Raw genomic sequence first — 23,659 nt, forward strand, 5'->3', positions numbered from 1 at the left:
CGCAGACTAATCGCTACGCGGGTGAAGCTCTCGCTGCAAGAAACGCCTCCGGATCGATCAGGTCCGCTTGACCGACGATCGACCCCAGATCCGCGATGCGCTCGATGCCCGTCAGCACCATTTCTTCCTCGACCGTGCCCTCGGCGAAGCCGTAGTAGCAGGTCGACGTCGTGTGGTTGTGGTCCTTGTCGATGCGGTTGGCGCGTCCCTCGATCTGACGGATGTCGATGGGAGTCCAGCGCGGGTCGTGGATCAGCGTGACGCGGGGCGCCGCGGTCGACACGGTCCGCTCCGGCAACAAGAGTTCGCCCGCGTGCAGGTTGATGGCACTGGTCGTGGTCGAGATGATCACGCGCGCCGCACCGGTCTGGAAGCGTCGGATCTCGATCTCCTGATTCGCACTGCTCATGCTGCCGTCGACGACCGCGACGTCGAGCCCCTCGTCGCGCAGGGTCTCGGCGAGAGCAGCCACCGATTCGCGATAGAACATCGACACGAACACCTGATTGCCCTCGCGGACCCACGACCGGACCTGGTCTGCCGACGCCGGAATCCGCAGGTACGAACACTTCTGCCGGAACCGCAAGGTCGCTGCTCGCGTGCTGGGATTCTTCTGCAGAACCCGCTTGCCACCGACGGACTTCCACAGCGGCAGACCCAGTTCCTTGCGGTAGTCGACCCACGCGGAGTTGTAGAGACGCTTCTGCGCAGCCGTCAGTTCCTGCCCGAGGGGTTCACGCGGCGTCGGAGGGGACGGCCGCGAAATGGACCACGGCACCGCACCGCCCGCGAGCCACCGATGAATGGTCGAGATGTCGCGGTCGCGTCGGGCAGCGTCTTCGGGCTCCCACCGCCACGACTTGAGGCCGCCCGCCTTGCCCTCTTTCAGTGCGAATCCGGCGTTCTCGAGGAACGTGGCCCACTGGGTGGTGACGGCGTATCCCAGCGAGTCGTCGTCGACGATGGGCTCGTTGCCGCGGCTCTGTTCGATGGCCCGGGCCATGTACGCGAAGTGCATCGGCTGATAACCCGGGGTTGCGGACATCCAGACCACTGCGCGCGCAGCTTCCTGATAGCGCCAGATGATCTGCGACTGCTGCGATTCGATGTTCATCAACGCGTGGGACTCGTCGGCGATGACGACGTCGATGTCGAAGCGCAGTTCGCCGAGCGCGATGGTCCGCTTGTTCTGTGTTTTCTTGCGTTTGCCCAGGTCGGTGTCCTCGGGCACCGTCAGCAGCTTCTTCGTCGACTGGTAGGTGACGAGAAGCCACCGCTTCCGGTCAGCCGGGTCGAGGTCGGCCTCGGTGTCGGCGATGGTGCGTCGCCACCCGGGAAGCGCACCCTTCGGGGCGACGACGAGAACCGTGGAGATCGCAGGATCGTCCATCTGCCGGACGGCCTCGCACACGGCGAGCGTCTTACCGAGACCCGTCGAATCCATCTGTGCGAAGTACGGGAACCCGTTGTCGAGAGCGTCGAGATGCCGTCGTACCGATTCGAGCTGCGTCTCGCGCGGCTTCATGGAACGCTCGTGCACGACCTCGTCGCGCCACGTCTCGTTCGCGTCGTCCTCCACCCACCGCTGCAAGCTGTAGGGCATCGACTCGAACGAGGCCAAGGCGTCGGGAAGCTCGGTTCCGTAGTAGGCGAACACCCGTGGCCCCGGGTACCAACGGGCGCCCGACGCCGACGCGAGGGACCGGTCCTCGAACGGGACGTCGAGGACCCAGACGCGCTCGCCCGGGTCCGGGAGCCGAAGGTCGGGTGAGACCGTCTTGCGGACGGACCGCTTCCTCGGCGCGGCCTTCTTCTTCGCGGTCGACGTGCCGCTCGCCTGCTTGAACTTGCGCGCTGCAGCGCTCTTCCCCGCGCCGACGGTACGGGCGGTGGTGGAGGCGGGCTTGCGTCTGCGAGGTGGCACGGCAAACACCGTAGAGCACCCGTCCGACACCTCCGATCAGGCGGGAGTGGAGCCTGCAGGAATGACCCTTATCAGGCAGGTGCGAAGAATTCCAATGCGATGTTGTCGGGATCGCGGAACGAGATGCCGGAGCCGTAGTGGGCGTTCTTGATGCCGGAGTGGGTGATGCCCAGCTCGTCGAGCCTCGCCGGCCATTCCTGCAGCTGATCCTGGGTACATCCGAAGCCGACGTGGTCGAGTCCGATGTGGTGCTCGTCGAACGGATCCCCGGTGGCGTGGCCGGGATGGGTGTGCAGGCCGAACAGCATGCCACCGCCGATGGCGAACACCGTGTGGTGAAAGGTGCCGGATTCTTCGTCCTCGTCGAGGACCGGATCGGAGCCGAACAGTCGCGAGTACCACGCGGTACTGGCGGCCAGGTCGGAAACGGTGATCGCCACGTGGGCGAGTCCTGGGAACTCGGTCATGATGTTCGGGCCCTTCGATCGATGTCGTACGTAGGCGTGTTCACGCTATGACCGAGACCGCGTCCGCACCGGCAGATGAGGGTGAAACCGCCCGACAGGGCAGGTGAGGTTGCGCGCTCCTATTACGGTGTGAAACATGAACTTCAGCGACCACCAGATCGGCATCTACGCCCAGGGGATGTTCACCGATACGAGGCCGGAGATCACGACCAATCTCGCGACGCTCGAAGAGCAGGCCGCGGCCACGCTGACGCCCGAGGCACTGGGCTACATCGTCGCCAGCGCGGGCAGCGGTTCGACGGCGCGCGCGAACCGCGATGCGTTCGACGCCTGGCGCATCGCACCGCGTATGTTGCGGAGCGCCGCCGAACGCGACCACGCGACGACGATCCTCGGCACCGCACTGCCCGCGCCGCTGATGATCGCGCCCGTCGGGATCCAGACCCTCGCGCATCCCGACGGTGAACTCGCGACGGTGCGCGCGGCCGCAGCCCTCGGCGTGCCCTACATTCACTCGACGCAGGCCTCGCACTCGTTCGAGCAGGTCGCCGAAGCGGGCGGCGACGCGCCTCGCTGGTACCAGTTGTATTGGCCCACCGATGAATCGGTGTTGCTGAGCTTCCTCGGACGGGCACAGGACACCGGCTTCACGACGCTCGTCCTGACTCTCGACACCACCCTTCTCGGCTGGCGACCCGCCGACCTCGACCGTGGTTATCTCCCCTTCCTGGCGAACCTCGGTATCGAGAATTACCTGTCGGATCCGGCGTTCCGAGCGGGCCTCGAACAGCCGGTCGACGCCAATCCCATTGCTGCCGCGATGCATTGGGCGCAGATGTTCCCGAATCCTGGCCTGAACTGGTCGCAGCTGGCGTTCCTGCGTCAGCACTGGGACGGCCCGATCGTCCTGAAGGGAATCTGCACCGTCGGCGATGCACGATCAGCGCTGGAACACGGCGTCGACGGTATCGTCGTGTCGAACCATGGCGGACGCCAGATCGACGGTGCACGTGCATCGTTGGATGCACTACCCGAGATCGTCGACGCAGTGGGCGATCGTCTGACGGTGCTGTTCGACTCCGGTGTACGCACCGGCGCCGACATGGCGAAGGCTCTGGCGCTCGGCGCCGATGCAGTCCTTCTCGGCAGGCCGTTCCTGTACGGTCTGGCGCTCGCGGGCCAAGCAGGCGTCGAACATGTACTACGTTGTATCCTCGCGGAATTCGATCTCGTCACCAGTCTGTCCGGCCACACCGGTGCGTCGGAACTCGGCCGTGAGTCGGTGATCCGAGCGTGACCGCACCGGCGTGGGTCCAGCACGCGATCTGGTGGCAGGTGTATCCGCTCGGCTTCGTCGGTGCGCCCGTTCGGAATTGGGACGGATCGTCGTCGGCGGACGAACACAAGCTGCGTGGCATCGTCGAATGGCTCGATTACGCAGTCGAACTCGGAGCGTCGGGAATCGCCCTGGGGCCCATCTTCGCGTCGGAGGGCCATGGATACGAGACGGTCGATCATTTCCGCGTCGACGAACGACTCGGCACCGCCGAGGACGTCGACGCGCTGATCGAGGCCGCACACGACCGCGGAATGCGGGTATTACTCGATGGTGTGTTCAATCATGTGGGACAACATTTTCCACGATTCCAGGAGGCACTGGCCGGTGACGCGAAGGCCGCGTCCTGGTTTCACTTCGACTCCTCCGGTCGGCACCGCAACTTCGAGGGCCACGACGAACTGGTGATGCTGAACCACGACAACGAGGACGTCCGGCAGTACGTCGTCGACGTGATGTCGCACTGGCTCAGTCGCGGCGCCGACGGCTGGCGTCTGGACGCGGCCTACGCGGTTCCGACGTCGTTCTGGGCATCGGTCGTACCCCTTGTGCGTCAGTCCTTTCCGGATGCCTACTTCCTGGGCGAGGTCATCCACGGTGACTACGGCCGCATCGCAGCGGACAGTGCACTCGACTCGGTGACACAGTACGAGCTGTGGAAGGCGATCTGGAGCGCGATCTCCGAGAAGAACTTCTTCGAACTGTCCCATGCGCTGGGCCGACACAACGAGTGGCTCGACGCGTTCGTTCCCGCCACGTTCGTCGGTAACCACGACGTCAACCGCATCGCCAGCACCATCACGGACGAACGGCACCTCGCGCACGCCCTCGTCGTCCTGTTCACCGTCGCGGGGACGCCGACGATCTACTACGGCGACGAGCAGGGTTTCCGCGGCACCAAGGAGGAACGCGTCGGCGGGGACGACGAGGTTCGCCCCGAATTTCCCTCGCACAAGGATGATCTCGCCCCGTACGGGTGGCCGATCTTCCATCTGCATCAGGGGTTGATCGGCCTGCGCAGGCGACACTCGTGGCTGCACACGGCACGGACGGAGGTCGTCGAGCTGTCCAACACCGCACTGGCGTACCGCGCGTCCGCGGGTGAGGAACGGATCCACGTGATCCTCAATCTCGGCGACGACAGCGTGGAGTGCCGGTTGAGCGGACCCGTGTTGGCCGGCGAGGCCGCGGTGCAGGGCGGGCATGTCACCGTGCCACCGCACGGATGGGTGGTTCTCGGCTGAATCGGGCTGTATATCGTTTTCTAGTTCTCAAGCTAGAAAAAGATATACAGGCGATACGGCTACACTCGGCAATCGACACGGGGTGCCGCTGCACGGCGGCTGAGAACACACCCGTCGAACCTGATCTGGCCAGCACCAGCGTAGGGATGTCTATGTCTGAGCTGTGCCTGTGAGCGAGAGGCGCATTCACATGAAGTTGGACGAGCAAACAGTTCTGGTCACCGGTGCCGGCCGCGGTCTCGGGTCCGCGATCGCGCGGGCCTTCGCGGCGCACGGTGCACGTGTCGTCGTCAACTATCGACGCAGCCAGGAGGCAGCCGAGAAGCTGGCCACCGAGATCGGTGGCGTTGCGGTACAGGCGGACGTCACCGATGCGGACCAGGTGGATGCGCTGTTCGCCGCGGCCGAGAAGCACTTCGGCACGCCGATCACGACGGTCGTTAACAATGCGCTCGCGGACTTCTCGTTCGACGGTGACGCGCGCAGCAAGGCCGATTCGATCGAGTGGGAACAGTTCGATTCTCAATTCCGTGGGGCCGTTAAAGGTGCTTTGACGACGACGCAGCGCGCGATCCCGGGCATGCGCGCCGCAGGCTTCGGCCGGATCGTGAACGTCGGCACCAACTTGTTCCAGAACCCGGTGGTCCCGTACCACGACTACACGGCATCGAAAGCTGCGCTGCTGTCTCTGACACGCACTCTCGCAACCGATCTCGGCGCTGATGGCATCACGGTCAACATGGTCTCCGGCGGGCTGCTGCGCACGACGGACGCCAGCGCCGCGACACCCGACGAAGTGTTCGACCTAATCGCCTCGTCGACCCCACTGCAGCGCGTCGTCACGCCCGAAGAGTTCGCCGACGCACTCCTGTTCTTCGCGTCTCCGTGGTCACGCTCGGTGACCGGGCAGAACCTCGTCGTCGACGGCGGTCTCGTCAAGGGCTGAATCATGCTGCATTTGAATGCCTTTCTGTTCGGTTGCGGTCACCACAGCGCTGCCTGGCGCCACCCGGATTCGCGGGTCGAAGACCTCGGTGACATCGCGTACTACGAGGAACTGGCGCAGATCGCCGAACGCGGCAAGCTCGACGCAGTCTTCTTCGCCGACGGCCATTCGGTACGCGACCCCGCAGGCGCCGGAACCTGGTTCCTGGAACCGATCACGGCTCTGTCGGCCATGGCGCGGGCGACGACGCACATCGGACTCGTGACGACGGTGTCGACGACGTTCTACACTCCGTTTCACGCCGCCAGGATGCTGGCGTCGCTGGATCACATCAGTGGCGGCCGAGCCGGATGGAATGTCGTCACCTCGATGTTCGACGCCGAAGCACGGAACCACGGTTTCGACGACATCCCCGGCAGGAAAGAGCGTTACGAACGAGCCGAGGAGTTCGTCGACGTCGCACTGGCATTGTGGGACACGTGGGACGCCGACGCGCTCGTTCTCGACCGCGGTGGAATGTATGCGGATCCAGCGAAGGTGCATCGGATCGACCATGACGGCAAGCACTTCCGCGTCGACGGTCCGCTGACGGTTCCACGATCGCCGCAAGGTAGGCCGGTGCTGTTCCAGGCGGGCGCGTCGGGGCAGGGTCGTGATCTCGCGGCCCGGTACGCCGAGGCCATTTATGCGGTGGCGTACGACATCTCGTCCGGATCTCGGTACTACGCCGACGTCAAACAGCGGATCGCGGAGGCAGGCAGGGACGCGTCGGCGGTCGGGATCATGCCGGGGCTCGTCACGTACGTGGGATCGACGATGGACGAGGCGAGAGCGAAGAAAGCAGAACTGGACGCGCTACTCCCCGTCGAACAGTCGCTGCGTCAGTTGAGCATGTTCGTCGAACAGGATTGCACTACCTGGGAACTCGACGCACCCGTACCGTCACTGCCGCCGCTCGAGGAGTTCACCGGTCCGCACGGTAGGTACGACACGATCCTGCGCATCGTCGAGAAGGATGCGCCGACGGTCCGCGAACTACTCGGCACCCTCGCGGCGGGCGGTGGACATGCGACGATGATCGGTACGCCCGAGTCTATCGCCGACGAGATCGAGGCCTGGGTGCAGGCAGGCGCCGCCGACGGCTTCAACCTGATGCCGCCGCTCTATCCCCACGGCCTCACCGAGTTCGTCGACCACGTCGTTCCGATCCTGCAGGCACGCGGCGTCTTTCGTCGCGACTATGCCGGGTCCACGTTGCGGGAGAACCTGCGCTGACGCACGGGTGGCGAAGCCGCAAAGCTTTTCGTCAACTCCGCGATCTCCGACGCATGGGAGATGGGTGACCAATGCCCGGCGCGAATTTCGCTGCGCGTCAGGTTCTTCACCCACTTCTCGGTGTCGTCGTAGTGGAACGGCCGAACCGCGACGTCCTCGGTGTTCACGATCAACTGCACGGGCACGTCGATGTGACGCTGCCTTGGCTGGGTCAACCGGGGGACGATGTTGGCGCGGTAGCGGTTCGTGCCGTTCACCGCGTCGGACCACAGCGTCGAATTCTGGGTCACCAGTGCGGGATCGACGTCCGAGAACTCCTGTAGGAACGCGGGCCATCCCTTCGCGAACTGTCGCTTGATGCGGAACGTCGACAGCCCCGGAATGTGGAACGTGACCGTGTACCACGAGGCGCGGGTCTGTGCGAGCACCTGCTTGATGCCTGTCCACGTCGGCTTTCGCAGTCGGGACCGCGACCACTGGGCGAGATGATCGAGGTTGGGCCCCGACACCGACGTGTACGACGCGATCCGGTCTACCGCGCGAGGCTCGCCTGCCGCCTCCCATACTTCGACGGCCCCCCAGTCGTGCGCGAGCACGTGGACCGGTCGATCGGGGCTGACCGCGTCGATCACCGCGTAGAAGTCGCTCGCCAGGTTGCTCAGGCGATATGCGGACTGCTCCTCGGGGACCGTGCTCTCCCCTGCGCCGCGGGTGTCGTAACTGATGACGCGGAACTCGTCGGCCAGTAGCGGAACGATGTGACTCCACAGGTCGTGGGTATCCGGCCAGCCGTGCACCAGGACGATCGGTTCGCCGTCCGGGTTGCCGGTCTCGAACACCGCGAGCCGCATTCCTTCGTTGACGACGACGCGTTTGGTAGTCATACGAACCAACTTAATATGAACGCCGGTTACATGTACAAAGTTTGTCGGTGCGGCCTGCCATGATCTGCGCGTGACTTCCGACTGGCCGCACGACTGGCCCCTGACCGCACGCACCATCGCGGCGGCAACCGACGACGCGATCGCTGCCGCGACGGCACGATCCGTCGAACAGTTCGCCGACGCGATCGAGACGCTGACGTCCGAGGATCCCGCCCAGCTCGGACTGATTCATGCGGAGATGGTCAGGTCGTTGCTGGAGGAGTTACATCCCGACGGTCTGACCGGCGAGGACGTCCAGGACGCCCTCACGCGGACGGTCCGCAGCGCGGCGGAATGGAACCCGAGCGTCGACGTCGACGGCTTCGTCGAGGTGCTCACCGGCGCGTTGGGCGTCGCCGACACCGAAGAGCGCCGCCCCCGTCCGAGGCCCGAACATGCAGTGCTGCTGATGGCAGATCTGCTGGTCAGGCGGAAGGCGTCGGGCAAGCTCTACATCCGCCGCGCGGTCGCAGAGGTGCAGCGCGCGCAGACCATGGAGATGCCATAGGCACTTCTATCGCTATCTAGCTTTTGGGCTAGATACCGATAGAGCCTCCTACAGGTGAAGCATGTTCGCCGCACCGATGACGGCCCGAACCGACGACAGCGATGCGTCGGCCTCGATTGCCATCGACCACTCGCGGTGACCGTCGCACTCGAACGCGACGAACGTGGCCGTCGATCCTTCGGTGAGTGTCTGCTGGTGGAATTCGAGTATCTCGACGTGACAGCCGAGGTCGTAGAGCATCGACGTCAACGCGTCGATCGGCCCGTACGTCGTCGCCGACGCGGTGTGGATGGCATCTCCGATACCGAATGTGGCGTCGAACGTCGTTCGGCCACCCCGTGCGGCACTGGCTTCCCAACTGCCGAGTCGGATCGGGCCGGCGGTCGACGTGAAGGTCTGGCTGAAAGTAGTCCAGTTCATGTCCTGTGCCTGAGTTCGAAGGTCGCGCGGGAGAGGGGTTCCGTAACGAGCGGCGAAGCAGTCTGGCGACGAAAGAGCGGTGAGAGCGTTCATGAAGGTGGTCCTCGAAATGTGAAGGAAGGACCGAGGTAGCACGTTGACCCGCAGCGAGGGGTCGGTCCGAATCAGACCCCGCTACGGCGGCGTACTACGAGAATGTTCTTCACGAACGCCAATCTAGACCTGGTTCGGAAGGCGATGCAACCACTATTTTCCGATCTAACGCACTCTACGGTCGGCGATAGACAGGTCGATAATCACCGAGAAACTTCATTGCCGTCGATAGCGGTCTCTAGAACACGACCTAGATGTCCGCATAAACGCCTAGTCGTGTTGTTACTTTGACCTCATGGACCCCGTGCGTAACCCTTACGCTCCCGGCGCAGGCCAGCGGCCGCCCGAGCTTGCAGGTCGGACCAAGCAGCTCGACGCCTTCGACGTCGTACTCGAACGCATCACCCGCGGCAGGCCGGAACGCAGCGTCGTACTGACGGGGTTGCGTGGCGTCGGGAAGACGGTGTTGCTGAACCAGCTGCGATCAGCGGCCGGCGCGCGGGGGTGGGGCACGGGAAAGATCGAGGCGAGACCGGATCAGGAGCTTCGACGACCGTTGTCGTCGGCGCTGCACATGGCGGTGCGCGGCATCGCGGCGTCGCATCGGGATCCGGAACGCGTCGACGAATTCCTCGGTGTGCTCAAGGCTTTCGCGTTGCGCGCGTCGGCGGGCAAGGGCATGCGCGAGCGGTGGCAGCCCGGCATCGACGTGCCGGCGAAGACGGGTCGTGCCGATTCCGGTGACATCGAGATCGACCTCGTCGAACTGCTGCTCGACGCGTCCACGCTGGCGGGGGACGTCGGGGTCGGCATCGCGATCTTCATCGACGAGATGCAGGACCTCGGCCCGGCCGACATCTCGGCGTTGTGCGCGGCGTGCCACGAGCTCAGTCAGGACGCGGCCCCGCTGATCATCGTCGGAGCCGGGTTGCCGCATCTGCCTGCCGTGCTGTCCGCGTCGAAGAGCTATTCGGAACGACTGTTCAGTTACCACCGCATCGGACGGCTCGAACGCAAGGCAGCCGATCTCGCGCTGATCGCGCCCGCCGACCGCGAGGACGTCGAGTTCACCACCGAGGCACTCGATGCGCTCTACGAGGCTGCCGACGGCTACCCGTATTTCGTGCAGGCGTACGGCAAAGCGACGTGGGATCTCGCGCCCGAAACACCGATCACCGCGGAAGACGTGCGTGTCGCAGCGCCGACGGCCGAGGAGGAACTCGCCGTCGGATTCTTCGGCTCACGGTACGAACGGGCGACGCCCGCCGAACGCGAGTACATGCGCGCGATGGCGGACCTGTCGGAGGAGGACGCGTCGGTGCCGACGGCTGCGGTCGCGACGGAGCTGAAGCGCAAACCTGCGTCGTTGTCCCCCGCGCGCGACGGGCTGATCAAGAAGGGCCTGATCTACTCGGCAGAGCGCGGAACGATTGCCTTCACGGTCCCCCACTTCGGGCGGTACCTGAGGGCGCAGACGGACGAATAGGCAGCTTCGCTGCACGTGCGCGCGAATGTATAGCCCCCTATACATTCGCGCGCACGTGGCGTCAGCCGCCATTGATACGCGCCATGTCCCCGTCGTAGTAGTCGATCAGCCTCTGGTCCATCACTTTTCGCCACAGCGGCGGAACGAGCGCGCAGAAAATCATGACCGCGTAACCGGCCGGAAGCTGCGGAGACTCGTCGACCGTCCGTAGCGCCTGGTACCGCCGAACCGGGTTCGCGTGGTGATCACTGTGCCGCTGCAGGTGGTACAGGAACAGATTGCTCCACAGGTGATCGCTGTTCCAGCTGTGGGTGTGGTTCGTCCGCTCGTACCGCCCCCGCTTGGTCTTCTGGCGCAACAGGCCGTAGTGCTCGAGGTAGTTGGCGGCCTCGAACAGGATCACCGCGATGGCAGCCTGCAGAACGAGATACGGCGCAACCTGCCACCCGAAGATCGCGATCAACGCCGCGAACACCACGATCGACATGGCGAGCGCATTGAACAGGTGGTTGTGCGCGGTCCACGTCTTCTTGCCGACGCGATCGAGGCGCCTCTGTTCGAGCTCCCACGCCGACTTGATCCCGCCGAACATGCTGCGCGGCAAAAACTTCCAGAAGCTCTCGCCGTACCGAGCCGACGCCGGATCCTCGGGGGTCGCGACGCGTACATGATGGCCGTGATTGTGCTCGACGTAGAAGTGGCCGTAGAACGATTGCGCCAGAGTGACTTTGGACAGCCAGCGCTCGACGTTCTCGCGTTTGTGACCGAGTTCGTGCGCCGCGTTGATGCCGACACCGCCGACCACGCCGACCGTCACCGCCAGACCGATCCGCTCCGGAACACCGAGCGGCCCGTGAGCCCACAGGTAGCATGCCGCTATCAATCCCGCGTACTGCAATGGAATCAACAGGTAGAGGCACCAGCGGTAATACCTGTCGTTCTCGAGGGCTTCGGCGACCTCGAGCGGCGGATTGGACTTGTCCACGCCGGCGAACGCGTCGACCAGGGGGACGACGATGGCGATGATGATGAGCCCCAGCGCCCAGAATGCTCCGGGGCCGAGCCACGCCACTAGACCCCACGCCAAGAAGGGGCTCAGCGGGATGACCAGACCCAACGGCCAGAGGTATCGCTTGGGGTCACGCCATCCGAAAGCGGGCGCAGAGGGGGTGGCGTTCATCGGGGCTGCACATCCCCTCGCCGTAAGTCACGCATCGAAAAAATTACCTTTTCTAACTATCGCATCGAATCTACTACTCTCCTGTACTTCGCCGCAGCCCCGTGGTGGGATTACCGAATCCGGCGCCTGTGTGAGGGGAACAACACATGAAGACCAGCGAATCGACGTTCACGGGCGTGCACGGGACACGGATCGTCTACGACGTCCACACGCCCGACAACGCGACGGGGTTCCTCGTTCTGTCGCACGGCCTCGGCGAACACGCAGGTAGATACCGTGAGGTCGTCGAGCGCCTGACCCAGCTCGGTCTGACGGTGTACACGATCGATCACCGCGGCCACGGACGTTCCGGCGGCAAGAGGCTGGAGCTGAAGAGTTGGTCCGATTACATCACCGATCTCCACGAACTGTTCCGCATCGCGCGTGCCGAGCATCCTGACGAGAAGGCATTTCTCCTCGGCCACAGCATGGGCGGCGCGATCGCGCTGTCGTACGCACTCGAGTATCAAGCGGAGCTCGACGCGTTGATGTTGTCCGGACCCTTCGCCGTGGTCGGCGACGACACCCCGAAGATCCTGATCACGATCGGCAAGGTGCTCGGCAAGATCGCGCCGCGCGTGCCGGTGCAGACGCTCGATTCGGCCGACGTCTCGCGGGACCCGGCCGTCGTCGCCGCCTACGACGCCGACCCGCTCGTGCATCACGGCAAGATCCCCGCCGGTGTGGCCGGCGGTCTCGTCGGCGCGACCGAGAGCTTCCCGACGCGGCTGCCCACCCTCACCTTGCCGGTACTGGTGCAGCACGGCAGTGAGGACAAGCTCGCCGACGTCGCGGGAAGCCGCATGATCGCCGAGAAAGCCGGCTCGAAGGATCTCACGATCGAGATCTACGACGGCCTCTATCACGAGATCTTCAACGAACCCGAGCGCCAGCAGGTGCTCGACGACCTGGTGGCCTGGCTGAAGCCACGCCTCTAGCGCTCGAAGAGCCGGGTTCCGTTGTAGTAGCAGACATCTCGCACCCAGTCGTCGCCGAGGTCGAGTCGCTGGACTGCGGTCAACGCCTCCGCGTAGGTGTACGGGATGTTGGGGAAGTCGCTGCCGAACAAGATGCGATCCTGCAGGTCCACCAGCCGTGACCGGCTGCTCGGTGGAAACGGCCACGCCGCCTCGGAGAAGTCGGTGAACGCCATCGTGGTGTCGAGTCGGACCTCCGAGTACGCGTCGGCGAGGTCGAGAAAGTCGTCGTACTCCGGCATGCCCATGTGTGCGATGACGAGCGGCAAACGTGGAAAACGCTGCAGCAGAGCGTCGATCGGGCCGGGTCCGGTGTACGTCCCCGGTGCAGGCCCGGACCCGCAATGGATGACGACGGGTATCCCCGCATCCTCTATCGCACCCCAGACCGGATCCAGCAACGGGTCGTTCGGCGAGTAGTTGCCGACCTGGATGTGCGATTTGAAGATTCGCGCACCACCCGAGATGGCAGCGGCGACGTAGTCGCCGGCGGATTCCTCGGGATAGAAGGTCGCCGTGTGCACGCAGTCGGGCGTACGCTCGGCGAATTGTGCGCCCCATGCGTTGAGCCACGCGGCCATGTCCGGCTTGTGGGGATAGATCATCGACGTGAATCCGCGAACGCCGAACTCGCGCAACGTCTCCAAGCGCACGTCTTCGTCGTGACGATACGAGATCGGCCAGGTCATCCCCGTGAGGGGGCCTACCGCGTCGAAGTAGGCCCAGACCTTGTCCATGACGTTCTTCGGCATGAAGTGGGTGTGGACGTCGAAGATTCCGGGCAGGCCGAGGCCCTCCCAGAACGTCCGAACCTCTACGGTCTCAGCGGGCGACATGCGCGTCGAACCAGTCGAGGGTCTTGGACCACGCATCGGCCGACGCGTCGGCGTTGTACACCGCCGGGCGATCGTCGCAGTGGAATCCATGGTCCCCCTGGGCGTATCGGGTGATGTCGGTAGCCACCGGCGATGTGGCCGCGGCGGTGCGCAACTGTTCGACCTCCGAGGTGGGGATGCCCTTGTCCAGATCGCCGAAGAAGCCGTGCCACGGTGTCTGCAGAGCATCGGCGACGCTCAGCATCGTCGGATATCCGAAGCGGCCCTTGTCGATTCCGCCGCCGTAGAACGTTGCGGCGGCACCGAGGGGGCGTCGGGCAGCGGTATGGAAGGCGACCGTACCGCCCATGCAGAAACCGACGATCGCGCACTGTGTCGGCTCGAACCCACGCTCGGCCAAGCCTCCGAGCGCAGCGTCGACATCCGAGTCGACCTCGTCGGCCTTCAAGGAACCGATCGACGACATCGCGGCTTTCATGTCGGTGTAGTCGTGTATCTGCTTGTTCTGCCGGTGGAACAGATGCGGTGCGACCGCAACCCACCCGGCGTCGGCGAAGCGTCGGCAGACGTCGACGATGTGGTCGGTGACGCCGAACGCTTCCTGGATCACGACGACACCACCACGGGGTGCAGCGCCTCCGGACGGTTCACGAAAGGTGAGAGGAGTGGTCATACCTCGATTGGAGCACAACCCGGTCCGTGCGCAGGTCGGGGGTTTTGTAGGCTGCATCACACGTCATCACTCTGGAGAGGACACTGTATGCGCGCGGTACACATCACGAGGCTCGACGGTCCGGAATCGGTGGAGATCGTCGACATCGACGAGCCTGCGGCACGTGACGATGCGGTCGTCATCGACGTGCACGCCGCGGGCGTCGCATTCCCGGATGCACTACTGACGCGTGGGTTGTACCAGTACAAGCCGGAACTGCCGTTCGTACCGGGCAGCGAGATCGCAGGTGTCGTACGTTCGGCTCCCGAGGGTTCGGGGTTCGCCGCGGGTGACCGCGTCGCCGCGCTGACCGGCCTGTCCGACGGCATGGCCGAGGTCGCCGTCGTGTCCGCCGACACCGTGTTCAAGCTCCCCGACGCCGTCTCGCTCCCCGCAGGCGCCGGCCTCCTCTTCAACGACCTGACCGTGCACTTCGCGTTGCGCGAGCGCGGAAGACTGACCGAGGGCGAGACCGTCCTCGTCCACGGTGCCGCGGGCGGCATCGGCACGTCGGCGCTGCGGATGGCACCGGTGCTCGGTGCGTCGCGAGTCATCGCTGTCGTCAGCTCCCAGGCGAAAGCCGACATCGCCCGCGCGGCGGGTGCCACCGACGTCGTGCTGGTCGAGGACGAGAACGGACGCGGCTGGAAGGACGCCGTCAAGGAGCTCACCGGAGGGAAGGGCGTCGACGTCGTCGTCGATCCCGTCGGTGGTGACCGCTTCACGGACAGCATCCGCAGCCTGGCGCCGTCGGGACGCGTTCTCGTTCTCGGGTTCACCGGCGGCGAGATCCCGACCGTCAAGGTCAATCGTTTGCTGCTGAACAACGTCGACGTCGTCGGAGTCGGCTGGGGCGCATGGTGGATGACGCGTCCGGGTTACCTCGCGACGCAGTGGGCCGAGCTCGAGCCGCTGCTCGCGTCCGGCAAGCTGACAGCGCCGGAACCGTCGGTCTTCCCGATCGAGAAGGCGGCCGAGGCCATCGCATCGCTCGAAAACCGCACGGCCGCAGGCAAAGTGGTACTACAGATTATTTGATGGTCGTTCCTGCGGGCTCCACTCCTGCCTCAATCAGGTAGGACGATGCCCCTCGCCTGGGACAGGGCTGCCACCTCGGCCGGAAACACGTTCTTGAACACGAACGGGTCCGTGCCGAGAGCCCAGTCCGGGGCCAGTTCGATGGCGTATCTCTCGAAGTAGCCGAGCTGCTTGCCGACGAGAATCAACTCCTCCGGGCTCGACGTGCGGTACTGCTGGCCCATCCCGACGAGCGCCTTGATGAAGTCGGTCAAACTGAAGTGCGCCAACGTATCCGACAGCATCGGAGCGAACACGGTCTGCAGGATCATGCCGACTTCGGCGTCGGTGCCGACGTCGTCGGACACGATGCCGAGTCGTTTCACGCTGCCCGCGAGACGGGTGAAGTCGCCGTCGATGACGGTGGCATGGAACAGATCCTGGAGCAGCAGTCGCCACTGCTCGTCGATCTCGCCCATGACGCCGAAGTCCAGGAATGCGACGCGGCCGTCGTCGAGCACCCAGACGTTGCCCGCATGCACGTCGCCGTGGAACAACCCGTGCAGGACGAGCGCTTCCATCCACACCTTGGCGGCGCGCCGCACGATCAGCTCGGACTCCACGCCGGGCGTGCATTGGTCCAGTGGCGAACCGTGCATGCGCTCCATGCAGATGACTCGGTTGCCGCAGTACTCGGTGATCACCTCGGGCGCGGTGACGAACTTGTTGTCGTCGAACGCGGAGATCCCCGCGCGGAACGCTGCTTGCCGACGCGCCTCGACGACACTGTCCAGCTCGGCGAAGGTGGCGGCATGCAGATCGACGATGATCGCCGACGCATTGGCCGTGGAGAAGAACGCGATGTACTTCTCGAGCGCACGCGCGAACACGTATGCGATACGCAGATCGACCTTCATGCGGTGGTAGATGCCGCGGCGCTGCACCTTCATGACGGCTTCCCTGCCGTCGTGCAGCACGCATCGATGCACCTGCGCGACAGACGCCGACGACAGCGGAACGTCGTCGAACAGCTGGAAGAGCTCGGAGGTACTACGCCCGAGGTCGGCCTCGATGACGGATCGCGCCTGGGCCGCGGGGAACGGCGGCACTTCGTCGAGACATCGCAGGCAGGTGTCGGCGAGGACCTTCGGGAACAACCCGGGCGACGACCCCATCAACTGCCCGACCTTCACGAATGTCGGCCCGAGCGCGAAGAACGCGTCGACGACGCCTTCCGACGCATGGACCGCCCACCCGCGTCGCGGCCGTCCGATCCATTTGCCGACGGCGATCACCTGGTAGAAAACGAGGACAGCGCCGATCACGACGAGGCGGAGGAATTCGCGGACGCCAAACGTGCGCAGAGGAGGAGGCGAGACCCGTGTCGCCGTAATGCCGCTGGTCATGCCACCCCTTGTGAGATTCTCCACATTTCCGCCATCCGAATCGCAGTCGACTGTACCTACCGGTAAGAGACGGTCACAGCCCACCCGGACCTGCGGAATGACCAGAAGAACAGGAGCGCACCATCCACCGCATTCGACCAGGCCGCGCTGCTGCCGCAGCCGCTCTCTTCGGTGTCGCGGGCGTGCAGTATCTGCTGGCGGAGGCGTGGGCGTCGAGCCGGTACGACGGGTACGACCATCTCCGCGACACCGTCAGTCAATTGGGCGTTCCGGCGTCACCGGCGCATGTGGTCATGAACGCCGCGTTCTGCGTGTCCGCAGTGTCGGTGGCGATCGCAGGCTGGGCCTCCGCCCCCGTGCTGCGGCGTCGGCGCCGCCGGGTGTACCTGGGCGCAATCGCAACGTATTCGGTCGGCAGTCTTCTCGTGGCCGCAGTACACACCAGCGCAGAGAACGCAGGTGTCCACGTGGCAGGCGCGATCGCGGCCATCGGTGCAGGCAATCTGATTCCGATCCTCGTCGGAACGGGCGTGCCGGACTGCCCACGCTGGTATCGGGCTGCGAGCATCGGTCTGGGGGTCGTCGGATCTGCGGGGTCGGTTCTACTGATCGCCGGCGTCGGTCCGGTGGGCTTGGCCGAGAGGATCGGGATCGACACCTTCGTCGGCTGGGAGATCCTCACCGCAGTCGCTCTGGTGCGTTCTGCCGTCAGCAGAAAAGTTGTCGATAGTCCGGCGGACACACGTCCGCACTCCTAGCCTGAGGCCATGGCCGACACGAACGAGATCGCACCGGTAGTGCCACTGCGTCGTCCAGAGGACGCCTCGGAACCTCTCGTGCGCGACGGCATGGGCAAGGTGTTGCGTCGTCTGCGGCAGGACCAGGGACGCACCCTCGACGACGTGGCGTCGGAAGCCCGCGTGTCGACGCCCTACCTGTCGGAGATCGAGCGTGGCCGCAAGGAGGCGTCGTCGGAGGTCCTGTCGGCGCTGTGCGGCGCTTTGGAGATCAAGCCGTCGCACCTGATGATCTTGACGGGCCGCGAGCTCGCCGGGGCGTCGCCGCTCCGACGAGTCTCGCGTGGTCCGGCACCGGTGACGATGATGGCGGCCTAGTTCCTCGACTGTGCGATGTGATCCGCGAGCCCGTACTCGACTGCTTCGGTCGCCGAGAAGATCTTGTCCCGGTCGGTGTCGCGCCGGAGGATCTCGGGGTTCTGCCCCGTGTGACGGGCGAGGATGGTCTCCATCTCCGAGCGGACGCGAACGATCTCGTCCCGCTGCAGCGACAGATCCGAGATGACGCCCTCGCCGCCGCCCGACGGCTGATGCAACAGAACTCGTGCGTGCGCCAACATGATTCGCTTGCCCGCGGCTCCCGCCGCCATCAGGACACCGGCGGCCGACGCGGCCTGCCCGACGCAGAACGTCGACACGTCCGGCCGGATGTACTCCATCGTGTCGTAGATGGCCGTCATCGCCGTGAACGATCCACCGGGCGAGTTGATGTAGAGGCTGATGTCGGCGTCGGGGTTGTCGGACTCGAGATGGAACAGCTGGGCGATGATCACGTTGGCGACGCCGTCGTCGATCTCCGTCCCCAGGAAGACGACCCGCTCGCTGAGTAGACGGCTGTAGATGTCGTATGCCCGTTCGCCGCTGTGCGTGCGTTCGACGACGGTGGGAATCGTGTACTGACCCATGAGATTCACAGCCCCACTTTCGGTTTCGACGCCGATGGTCTGATGTCGTCGAGCGTGGTGACGACGGTGTCGACGAGACCGTACGCGCGTGCCTGTTCGGCGGTGAACCAGCGGTCACGCTCGGAGTCCGCGGTGACGGTGTCGACGTCGTGCCCGGAATGCTCGGCATTGAGCTTGTGCATCAACGCCTTCGTGTACTCGAGATTCTCGGCTTGGATTTCGATGTCCACGGCGGTGCCACGAATCCCGGCCGACGGCTGATGCATCATGATTCGAGCGTGCGGCAGGCTGTACCGCTTGCCCTTCGTTCCCGCGGACAGCAGGAACTGGCCCATGCTGGCCGCGAAACCCATTGCGAGCGTTGACACATCGTTCGGAACGAGCCGCATCGTATCGAAGATCGCCAGACCCGCGCTGACGGATCCGCCGGGAGAGTTGATGTAAAGGCTGATGTCTCGCCGTGGATCGGACGCCGACAGCAACAGAAGCTGCGCGCAGATGCGGTTCGCGATCGCGTCGTCGACCGCGGCGCCGAGCACGACGATGCGTTGGTCGAGCAGCCGGGAGGACAGTTGGTCGTCGAACGGCGAGGCGCCAGGTGCGTCGCCGTCGTTCATCATGGGGGTCATATCAGTCCTTTCGGTCGGTACGAGAACCAGACTGAAAGCGACAGGCCCTGGAGGGAAGGATTCTCTGCCCGAGGCAGAATCGCTGTCGGCAGAACCGCTCTGACCAGGCGATTGGGCGTTAGGTGGATAGGGCATGTACGGTAGAGGAACAACGACGCGGGGTGGAGCAGCTCGGTAGCTCGCTGGGCTCATAACCCAGAGGTCGCAGGTTCAAATCCTGTCCCCGCTACAAATAGAAGAACCCCGGGAAGCATCAGCCTCCCGGGGTTCTTGCTTTCACCCCTGCAGACGGAACCGGACGATGTCCGTGGCCGTGTCGATGGCGTCGAGCAGCGCACGGAGCCTCTCGCCGGGTCCCGGTGCTTCGAGGATGGTCTGCCGGTCCGATTCGCCCATCGGCACCTGTGACGCGAGCAGGAACAGGCGCTCTCCCGGATCGTCCGGAAGTGAGGAGAAGCTCGGCGCGGGAGGCGCCGCGGCATTCTCGGCGGCCGCGAGTTTGCCGACGAGTCGGTACATCTCGTCGATCTTGTCGCGTAGTACATCCAATTCCAGTGCAGCGAGCGGAGATCGGGGAGGTGCGCCCGACGTCTCGTCCGGCCACGCGCGCACATCGGCCCGTGGATAGGGGTCGTCCTCGAGCCAGACGTCGACGCGGATCCGCTCGGCTCCGACGCACTCGATGAGGTGCCGTCCGCCGCCGATGTCTCGGTGACCGACGATGCGAGCCTTCGTCGCCACGTCGTACCGCACATCGCCGCCGCCCGCTTCTCTACCGCGCGCAATCAACACGACGCCGAAGCTCGGGTCCTCCGTCGCCAAGCAGTCGCGCAGCATGTCCTGGTACCGCTGTTCGAAGATGTGCAGGGGCAAGCGCTCACCGGGCAGCAGTGCGCTGCCGAGCGGGAACATCGGAGTCACGGTCATGGTCGTGAGTCTGCCGTCAGTCCGATGCCGCTGTGCTGGTGGGCAATCGAGGGACAGCGTTCGCGGCGAGGAACTCGTCGAGCACGCGGTAGAACAGGTCGGGCTCGTCGAGCTGCGGGAAATGCCCGGCCGACGAGAAGATCTCGACGCGTGACGCCGGCACCTCACGCCGAATGCTGTCGGCGTGCGACGCGGGAATCATCCGGTCGCGGCCACCCCAGATCAGCAAGGACGGCATACCTTCGAACTTGTCGAAATGTTGTTTGGCGCTGACGGTTTGACCACGCGGGCCGACGACGGCACGAGTCGACGCAAGGAATGCTTCGCGAGAACGCTTGTCCGACACGGTCTTGAACGCGCGCCACGTCTCGTTCAGGCTCTTGCCCGGCCGGACGGGGAGACCCCACCGGTTCAGCTGGCCGACGACGTTCTCGGTGTTCTTGCGTACCCAGTCCGACGCGAGGAGGGGCAGTACCAACTCGCTGCCGGGAAGCGTCGCCGCCTTGAGGAGGAGCGATACCTCGGGTCCCAGCCCTCCGCTGCTGACGAGCGCGAGCCGGTCGACGCGCTCGGGAAACAGGTACGTCGCCTGCATGACGATGCCGCCACCGAGTGAATGTCCGACCATCGGTGCGGACTCGATCTCGAGATGGTCCAGCAGGTCACGGATGGTGGCCGCGTGCGAGCTCAACGAATAGTCGCCGGACGGCTTGTCCGAGCTCCCGTGACCGAAGAGGTCAGGTGCGATGACGCGGTACTTCTCGGACAGGCGCTCGATCTGACCTGCCCAGGACTGGTGTGACCCCAGCAGGCCGTGCACCAGAACGACCGGCGGACCGTCGCCCTCGTCGACGTAACGGAGCACGTCCTTGTGCAGCTCCACGCAGTCGAGCTGGTACTCGCTCATGGCCCGTTGCACCCCCTCCAGCGCATCGACGTTCGGCAGACTCACAGTGTCCTGGCCCAACGTACGCGTCTCGGCCGGTGGTGAACAGGTCAAGCCGCGATGCGCCGCGATGGCGGCCGTGAGCGTCACCGGTCGGACTCGAGGGTGCGGTCGATGACCTCGGCGACCTTGCTCACGACCGGTTCGCGCACCAGCCCGATGTGCTCACCCGGCATCTGTTCGATATCCAGGCGTCCCGGGGCGAGGACTTCCCACGACCGGCGGTCAGCGGTGTTGCTCTCGGTGACGACGACGGTCACCGACCCGTCCCACGGCTTCGGCGTATGTCTGCGCAGTGCCATCGCTCCGATGATGCCGAACGCGAGCCAACGTTCGGTGGTTCGGAACCGGACGAGTCCGGCGGTCGCGACCTGTGCCCACTGACGGGCGACGGCCCGAAAACCGGGCTTGTAGCTTTCCGAATAGGGGTCCGGTGGCGCTGCTTCGAGATGCTCTCCGCCTCCCGGCACCTTGTTCAGCAGCCACTGGTACAGGCGTGGGTCGAGCAGCACGACACGCTCGACGGTCTCACCGTGCGATTCGAGGACGTGCGCCATCTCGAGCGCGATCCAGGCCCCGAGCGAGTGCCCGGCCAGCGTGTAGGGCCCGTGAGGCTGCACTTTCTGGATCTCGCGAGCATAGGCCCGCGCGGCCCGGGAGATCGTGCGATGCGGGAGCGCACGGGTGTCGAGGCCCCTGGCCTGCAACGCGTACACCGGGCGGCCGGTCAGTCGTTTCGCGAGCGGGGCGAGGCCCACGGCAGGAACACCTGCACCCGCGACGACGAACAGTGGCGCTCCCGTCCCTTCCTCACGAAGCGGTACGAGCATCGGGTTCTTCGGTCCCCTGCTGCGATCGGCCGCGGCGAGCCGTCGGTCGATCAACTCGGCCAGGCGACGTACCGTCATCGCACTGACGAGGTCGGCCGGGGACAGTTCCACGTGGAACGCCTGCCGGATCTCGACGAGGATGCGCGTCGTCACCAACGACGTGGCGCCGAGTTCGGCGAAGTCCGCGTCGCGATGCAGTGTCGTCAACTCCAACTCGCGAGTGACGATGATCGCGAGCCAGTACTCGGTCGCGCCCGACAGCACGGTTTCAGACGACGCCGCCGCGCCGTGTCGATCCGTCGGAGGTATGGGTGGGAGCGAGGCCCGGTCGACCTTGCCGCGATCCGTGCGCGGAATCGCATCGAGCCGGGTGACGAACTTCGGCACCATCCAGTCCGGCAGCGTCTCGCGGAGAGCGCCGCGCACGTCCGTGTCGGTGATCGAGTCCCCGACGAAGAACACGGCGAGTTCGAGAGCCGAATTGTCCTCGGACGCAATGACGACCGCGTCCGTGACGCCGTCGAGCGATCGCACCGCGCTCTCGACCTCGGCGGGTTCGACGAGATAGCCGCGGATCTTGACCGCGTCGTCGATCCGGCCGACGAGGTGCAGGACGCCACGTTCGTCGATGCGGCCGAGATCGCCTGTCCAGTAACGCTGTCGGCCGGAGTCGACGGAGAATCGACGCGCGGTCTGATCGGGCATGTCGAGGTAGCCGTCGGCGAAGCAGTCTCCGGTGACTCGGACCTGCCCGACCTCACCGGGCCTGGCGAGAACGCCGTCGGATCGCACGATGTCGATGCTCTTGCCTCCGGGGCACCTGCCCGCGTCGAGAAACCCGTCGGGAAGCGGAGCGCCGGGGACGTAGTGCATCCGCGCGACGGCACCCGCCTCGGTGGTGGCGTACCAGTTCACGAACGTTGCGGCACAGTCGGATTCGTGCCGAAAAGCGACCACGTCACGTGCATGCAGAGCTTCGCCGTAGGTGATCACGTACTGCAGCGACGGAAACCGACGCGTATCGGAAGGAATGCCCGCGATCGCGCGAACGAGGGACGGCGAGCAATGCAGCGTCGTCAACTCGTTCCGGGTGACCCAGTCGGTGAACTCCACGGCATGCGCGGCCCGTGGATCGCGACAGTGCACCTGCGCGCCGCTGAGGATGCCGGCCAGCAACGTGTTGATGCCTGCACCGAAACTGACGGGAAGAGCATTCCCGACGCGGTGGCGTCCGGACAATCCCAGAGTGGAGCTCACTTCGTACGCCTTGCTCAGGCACATGCGGTTGCTGAGCAGTACGCCTTTCGCGGCACCGGTAGATCCGGACGTGAACGCGATGAGTGCGATGTGGTTTCCGGTGACCATCGGGAGCGGCACCGACGACACCTCGATGCCGTCGACGTCCTCGATTGCGAGGCGTCGGGCGCTGGACTGCGCGACGATCTGTTCCCGGCGCGCTTCGGGCAGGTGGGGGTCGAGTGGAACAAGGACCCTGCCCGACGCGAACACCGCGAGCATCAGGACCACTGCGTCGATCGTCGACGAGGTCTCGACGGCGACGGGTTCTGCTTCGGTCGGCGCGAAGGTCACGACCTTGCGGGCGACCGCATACGTGCGGTGCATCAGATCGTCGAACGTGATGGACCCGTCGTCGGTCACCACGGCCGTTGCGGACGGCATTGCGTGGGCGACCTCGCAGAGACGGCCGAGAACGGTGTCGCGGACGTCGGGCCTGCTCAGAGGCGCGAGAGTCTCGTTGAAGCGTCGATCGGCCTCGCGCGCCGTGCTTTCCTGGACCGACATGCGCCTCCCCTTGCCACTGCCGACGGACCACTC

The 23,659-nt window shown here is 65.2% G+C and carries 23 protein-coding genes, 1 tRNA gene and 1 riboswitch; of the genes, 11 read left to right on the top strand and 13 right to left on the bottom strand.

Annotation, left to right across the window (positions count from 1 at the left end):
* Positions 1 to 13 precede the first annotated feature (13 nt).
* On the bottom strand, positions 14 to 1,924 hold the full coding sequence (locus A3K89_RS22360; protein WP_254303634.1) for a helicase-related protein: 1,911 nt from the start codon (positions 1,922 to 1,924) through the stop codon (positions 14 to 16).
* Between the two features lie 71 nt (positions 1,925 to 1,995).
* On the bottom strand, positions 1,996 to 2,391 hold the full coding sequence (locus A3K89_RS22365) for a VOC family protein (protein ID WP_068430881.1): 396 nt from the start codon (positions 2,389 to 2,391) through the stop codon (positions 1,996 to 1,998).
* Between the two features lie 136 nt (positions 2,392 to 2,527).
* Between A3K89_RS22365 and A3K89_RS22370 the strand changes: the two genes are divergently transcribed.
* From A3K89_RS22370 to A3K89_RS22385, 4 genes are all read left to right on the top strand, one after another.
* Positions 2,528 to 3,688 carry an alpha-hydroxy-acid oxidizing protein gene (locus tag A3K89_RS22370; protein WP_068430884.1) on the top strand — a complete coding sequence of 387 codons (1,161 nt, stop codon included), beginning with the start codon at positions 2,528 to 2,530 and terminating at the stop codon, positions 3,686 to 3,688.
* A complete protein-coding gene (locus A3K89_RS22375; RefSeq protein ID WP_068430886.1) occupies positions 3,685 to 4,971 on the top strand; it encodes an alpha-amylase family glycosyl hydrolase in 1,287 nt (428 codons plus the stop codon). Before A3K89_RS22370 ends, A3K89_RS22375 begins: the two co-directional genes overlap by 4 nt.
* Before the next feature lie 68 nt (positions 4,972 to 5,039).
* A riboswitch (TPP riboswitch) is annotated at positions 5,040 to 5,135 on the top strand.
* A 26-nt stretch (positions 5,136 to 5,161) separates the two neighbouring features.
* Complete coding sequence (locus A3K89_RS22380) at positions 5,162 to 5,917, top strand: 3-oxoacyl-ACP reductase (RefSeq protein ID WP_068431080.1); 756 nt, start codon at positions 5,162 to 5,164, stop codon at positions 5,915 to 5,917.
* A 3-nt stretch (positions 5,918 to 5,920) separates the two neighbouring features.
* The gene (locus tag A3K89_RS22385) at positions 5,921 to 7,192 is read left to right on the top strand and encodes an LLM class flavin-dependent oxidoreductase (protein WP_068430890.1); all 1,272 of its coding nucleotides are present in this window, start codon (positions 5,921 to 5,923) and stop codon (positions 7,190 to 7,192) included.
* On the opposite strand, the gene A3K89_RS22390 is transcribed toward A3K89_RS22385, so the two are convergent.
* Complete coding sequence (locus A3K89_RS22390) at positions 7,156 to 8,076, bottom strand: alpha/beta fold hydrolase (RefSeq protein WP_068430894.1); 921 nt, start codon at positions 8,074 to 8,076, stop codon at positions 7,156 to 7,158. The genes A3K89_RS22385 and A3K89_RS22390 overlap by 37 nt on opposite strands.
* A 70-nt stretch (positions 8,077 to 8,146) precedes the next feature.
* Between A3K89_RS22390 and A3K89_RS22395 the strand changes: the two genes are divergently transcribed.
* A complete protein-coding gene (locus A3K89_RS22395) occupies positions 8,147 to 8,623 on the top strand; it encodes a hypothetical protein (protein WP_068430897.1) in 477 nt (158 codons plus the stop codon).
* 48 nt (positions 8,624 to 8,671) lie between these two features.
* Here the strand turns inward: A3K89_RS22395 and A3K89_RS22400 are convergent, their stop codons facing one another.
* Positions 8,672 to 9,043, bottom strand: coding sequence for an alpha-isopropylmalate synthase regulatory domain-containing protein (locus A3K89_RS22400; RefSeq protein WP_254303635.1), 372 nt, complete (start codon positions 9,041 to 9,043; stop codon positions 8,672 to 8,674).
* A 388-nt stretch (positions 9,044 to 9,431) separates the two neighbouring features.
* Between A3K89_RS22400 and A3K89_RS22405 the strand changes: the two genes are divergently transcribed.
* The gene (locus A3K89_RS22405; protein ID WP_068430903.1) at positions 9,432 to 10,622 is read left to right on the top strand and encodes an ATP-binding protein; all 1,191 of its coding nucleotides are present in this window, start codon (positions 9,432 to 9,434) and stop codon (positions 10,620 to 10,622) included.
* Positions 10,623 to 10,683: 61 nt separating this feature from the next.
* Here the strand turns inward: A3K89_RS22405 and A3K89_RS22410 are convergent, their stop codons facing one another.
* Positions 10,684 to 11,802, bottom strand: coding sequence for an alkane 1-monooxygenase (locus A3K89_RS22410; protein WP_068430906.1), 1,119 nt, complete (start codon positions 11,800 to 11,802; stop codon positions 10,684 to 10,686).
* 146 nt (positions 11,803 to 11,948) lie between these two features.
* Between A3K89_RS22410 and A3K89_RS22415 the strand changes: the two genes are divergently transcribed.
* A complete protein-coding gene (locus A3K89_RS22415; RefSeq protein WP_068430909.1) occupies positions 11,949 to 12,779 on the top strand; it encodes an alpha/beta hydrolase in 831 nt (276 codons plus the stop codon).
* On the opposite strand, the gene A3K89_RS22420 is transcribed toward A3K89_RS22415, so the two are convergent.
* Positions 12,776 to 13,654: an amidohydrolase family protein gene (locus tag A3K89_RS22420; protein ID WP_068430912.1), complete on the bottom strand. Its 879-nt coding sequence runs from the start codon at positions 13,652 to 13,654 to the stop codon at positions 12,776 to 12,778. The genes A3K89_RS22415 and A3K89_RS22420 overlap by 4 nt on opposite strands.
* Positions 13,641 to 14,327: a dienelactone hydrolase family protein gene (locus A3K89_RS22425; protein WP_068430914.1), complete on the bottom strand. Its 687-nt coding sequence runs from the start codon at positions 14,325 to 14,327 to the stop codon at positions 13,641 to 13,643. The genes A3K89_RS22420 and A3K89_RS22425 overlap by 14 nt, the downstream gene beginning before the upstream one ends.
* Positions 14,328 to 14,414: 87 nt before the next feature.
* Between A3K89_RS22425 and A3K89_RS22430 the strand changes: the two genes are divergently transcribed.
* A complete protein-coding gene (locus A3K89_RS22430) occupies positions 14,415 to 15,404 on the top strand; it encodes an NADPH:quinone oxidoreductase family protein (protein ID WP_068430917.1) in 990 nt (329 codons plus the stop codon).
* Between the two features lie 29 nt (positions 15,405 to 15,433).
* Here the strand turns inward: A3K89_RS22430 and A3K89_RS22435 are convergent, their stop codons facing one another.
* Positions 15,434 to 16,789, bottom strand: a complete 1,356-nt coding sequence (locus tag A3K89_RS22435; protein WP_068430919.1) for an ABC1 kinase family protein — start codon at positions 16,787 to 16,789, stop codon at positions 15,434 to 15,436.
* Between the two features lie 182 nt (positions 16,790 to 16,971).
* Here A3K89_RS22435 and A3K89_RS22440 point away from each other — a divergent pair, with 182 nt between their 5' ends.
* Both A3K89_RS22440 and A3K89_RS22445 read left to right on the top strand, forming a co-directional pair.
* Positions 16,972 to 17,547, top strand: a complete 576-nt coding sequence (locus A3K89_RS22440) for a DUF998 domain-containing protein (RefSeq protein ID WP_068430922.1) — start codon at positions 16,972 to 16,974, stop codon at positions 17,545 to 17,547.
* A 9-nt stretch (positions 17,548 to 17,556) separates the two neighbouring features.
* The gene (locus tag A3K89_RS22445) at positions 17,557 to 17,904 is read left to right on the top strand and encodes a helix-turn-helix domain-containing protein (protein ID WP_068430925.1); all 348 of its coding nucleotides are present in this window, start codon (positions 17,557 to 17,559) and stop codon (positions 17,902 to 17,904) included.
* On the opposite strand, the gene A3K89_RS22450 is transcribed toward A3K89_RS22445, so the two are convergent.
* Positions 17,901 to 18,491 (bottom strand): ClpP family protease, encoded by a 591-nt coding sequence (locus A3K89_RS22450; protein ID WP_068431082.1) that lies wholly within the window; start codon positions 18,489 to 18,491, stop codon positions 17,901 to 17,903. The two genes, A3K89_RS22445 and A3K89_RS22450, sit on opposite strands and share 4 nt — an antisense overlap.
* A 5-nt stretch (positions 18,492 to 18,496) precedes the next feature.
* Positions 18,497 to 19,120, bottom strand: coding sequence for a ClpP family protease (locus A3K89_RS22455; protein ID WP_068430928.1), 624 nt, complete (start codon positions 19,118 to 19,120; stop codon positions 18,497 to 18,499).
* Positions 19,121 to 19,275: 155 nt separating this feature from the next.
* Here A3K89_RS22455 and A3K89_RS22460 point away from each other — a divergent pair.
* Positions 19,276 to 19,349: transfer RNA gene (locus A3K89_RS22460), tRNA-Met, on the top strand.
* 47 nt (positions 19,350 to 19,396) lie between these two features.
* On the opposite strand, the gene A3K89_RS22465 is transcribed toward A3K89_RS22460, so the two are convergent.
* The 3 genes from A3K89_RS22465 to A3K89_RS22475 form a co-directional block, all read right to left on the bottom strand.
* The gene (locus A3K89_RS22465; RefSeq protein ID WP_068430931.1) at positions 19,397 to 20,047 is read right to left on the bottom strand and encodes an LON peptidase substrate-binding domain-containing protein; all 651 of its coding nucleotides are present in this window, start codon (positions 20,045 to 20,047) and stop codon (positions 19,397 to 19,399) included.
* A 16-nt stretch (positions 20,048 to 20,063) separates the two neighbouring features.
* Positions 20,064 to 20,954, bottom strand: a complete 891-nt coding sequence (locus tag A3K89_RS22470; RefSeq protein WP_068431085.1) for an alpha/beta fold hydrolase — start codon at positions 20,952 to 20,954, stop codon at positions 20,064 to 20,066.
* A gap of 125 nt (positions 20,955 to 21,079) precedes the next feature.
* On the bottom strand, positions 21,080 to 23,626 hold the full coding sequence (locus A3K89_RS22475; RefSeq protein ID WP_068430934.1) for a non-ribosomal peptide synthetase: 2,547 nt from the start codon (positions 23,624 to 23,626) through the stop codon (positions 21,080 to 21,082).
* Positions 23,627 to 23,659 lie beyond the last annotated feature (33 nt).

Origin of the sequence: Rhodococcoides kyotonense (assembly GCF_001645385.1) — a bacterium.
Classification (GTDB): Bacteria; Actinomycetota; Actinomycetes; order Mycobacteriales; family Mycobacteriaceae; genus Rhodococcoides; species Rhodococcoides kyotonensis_B.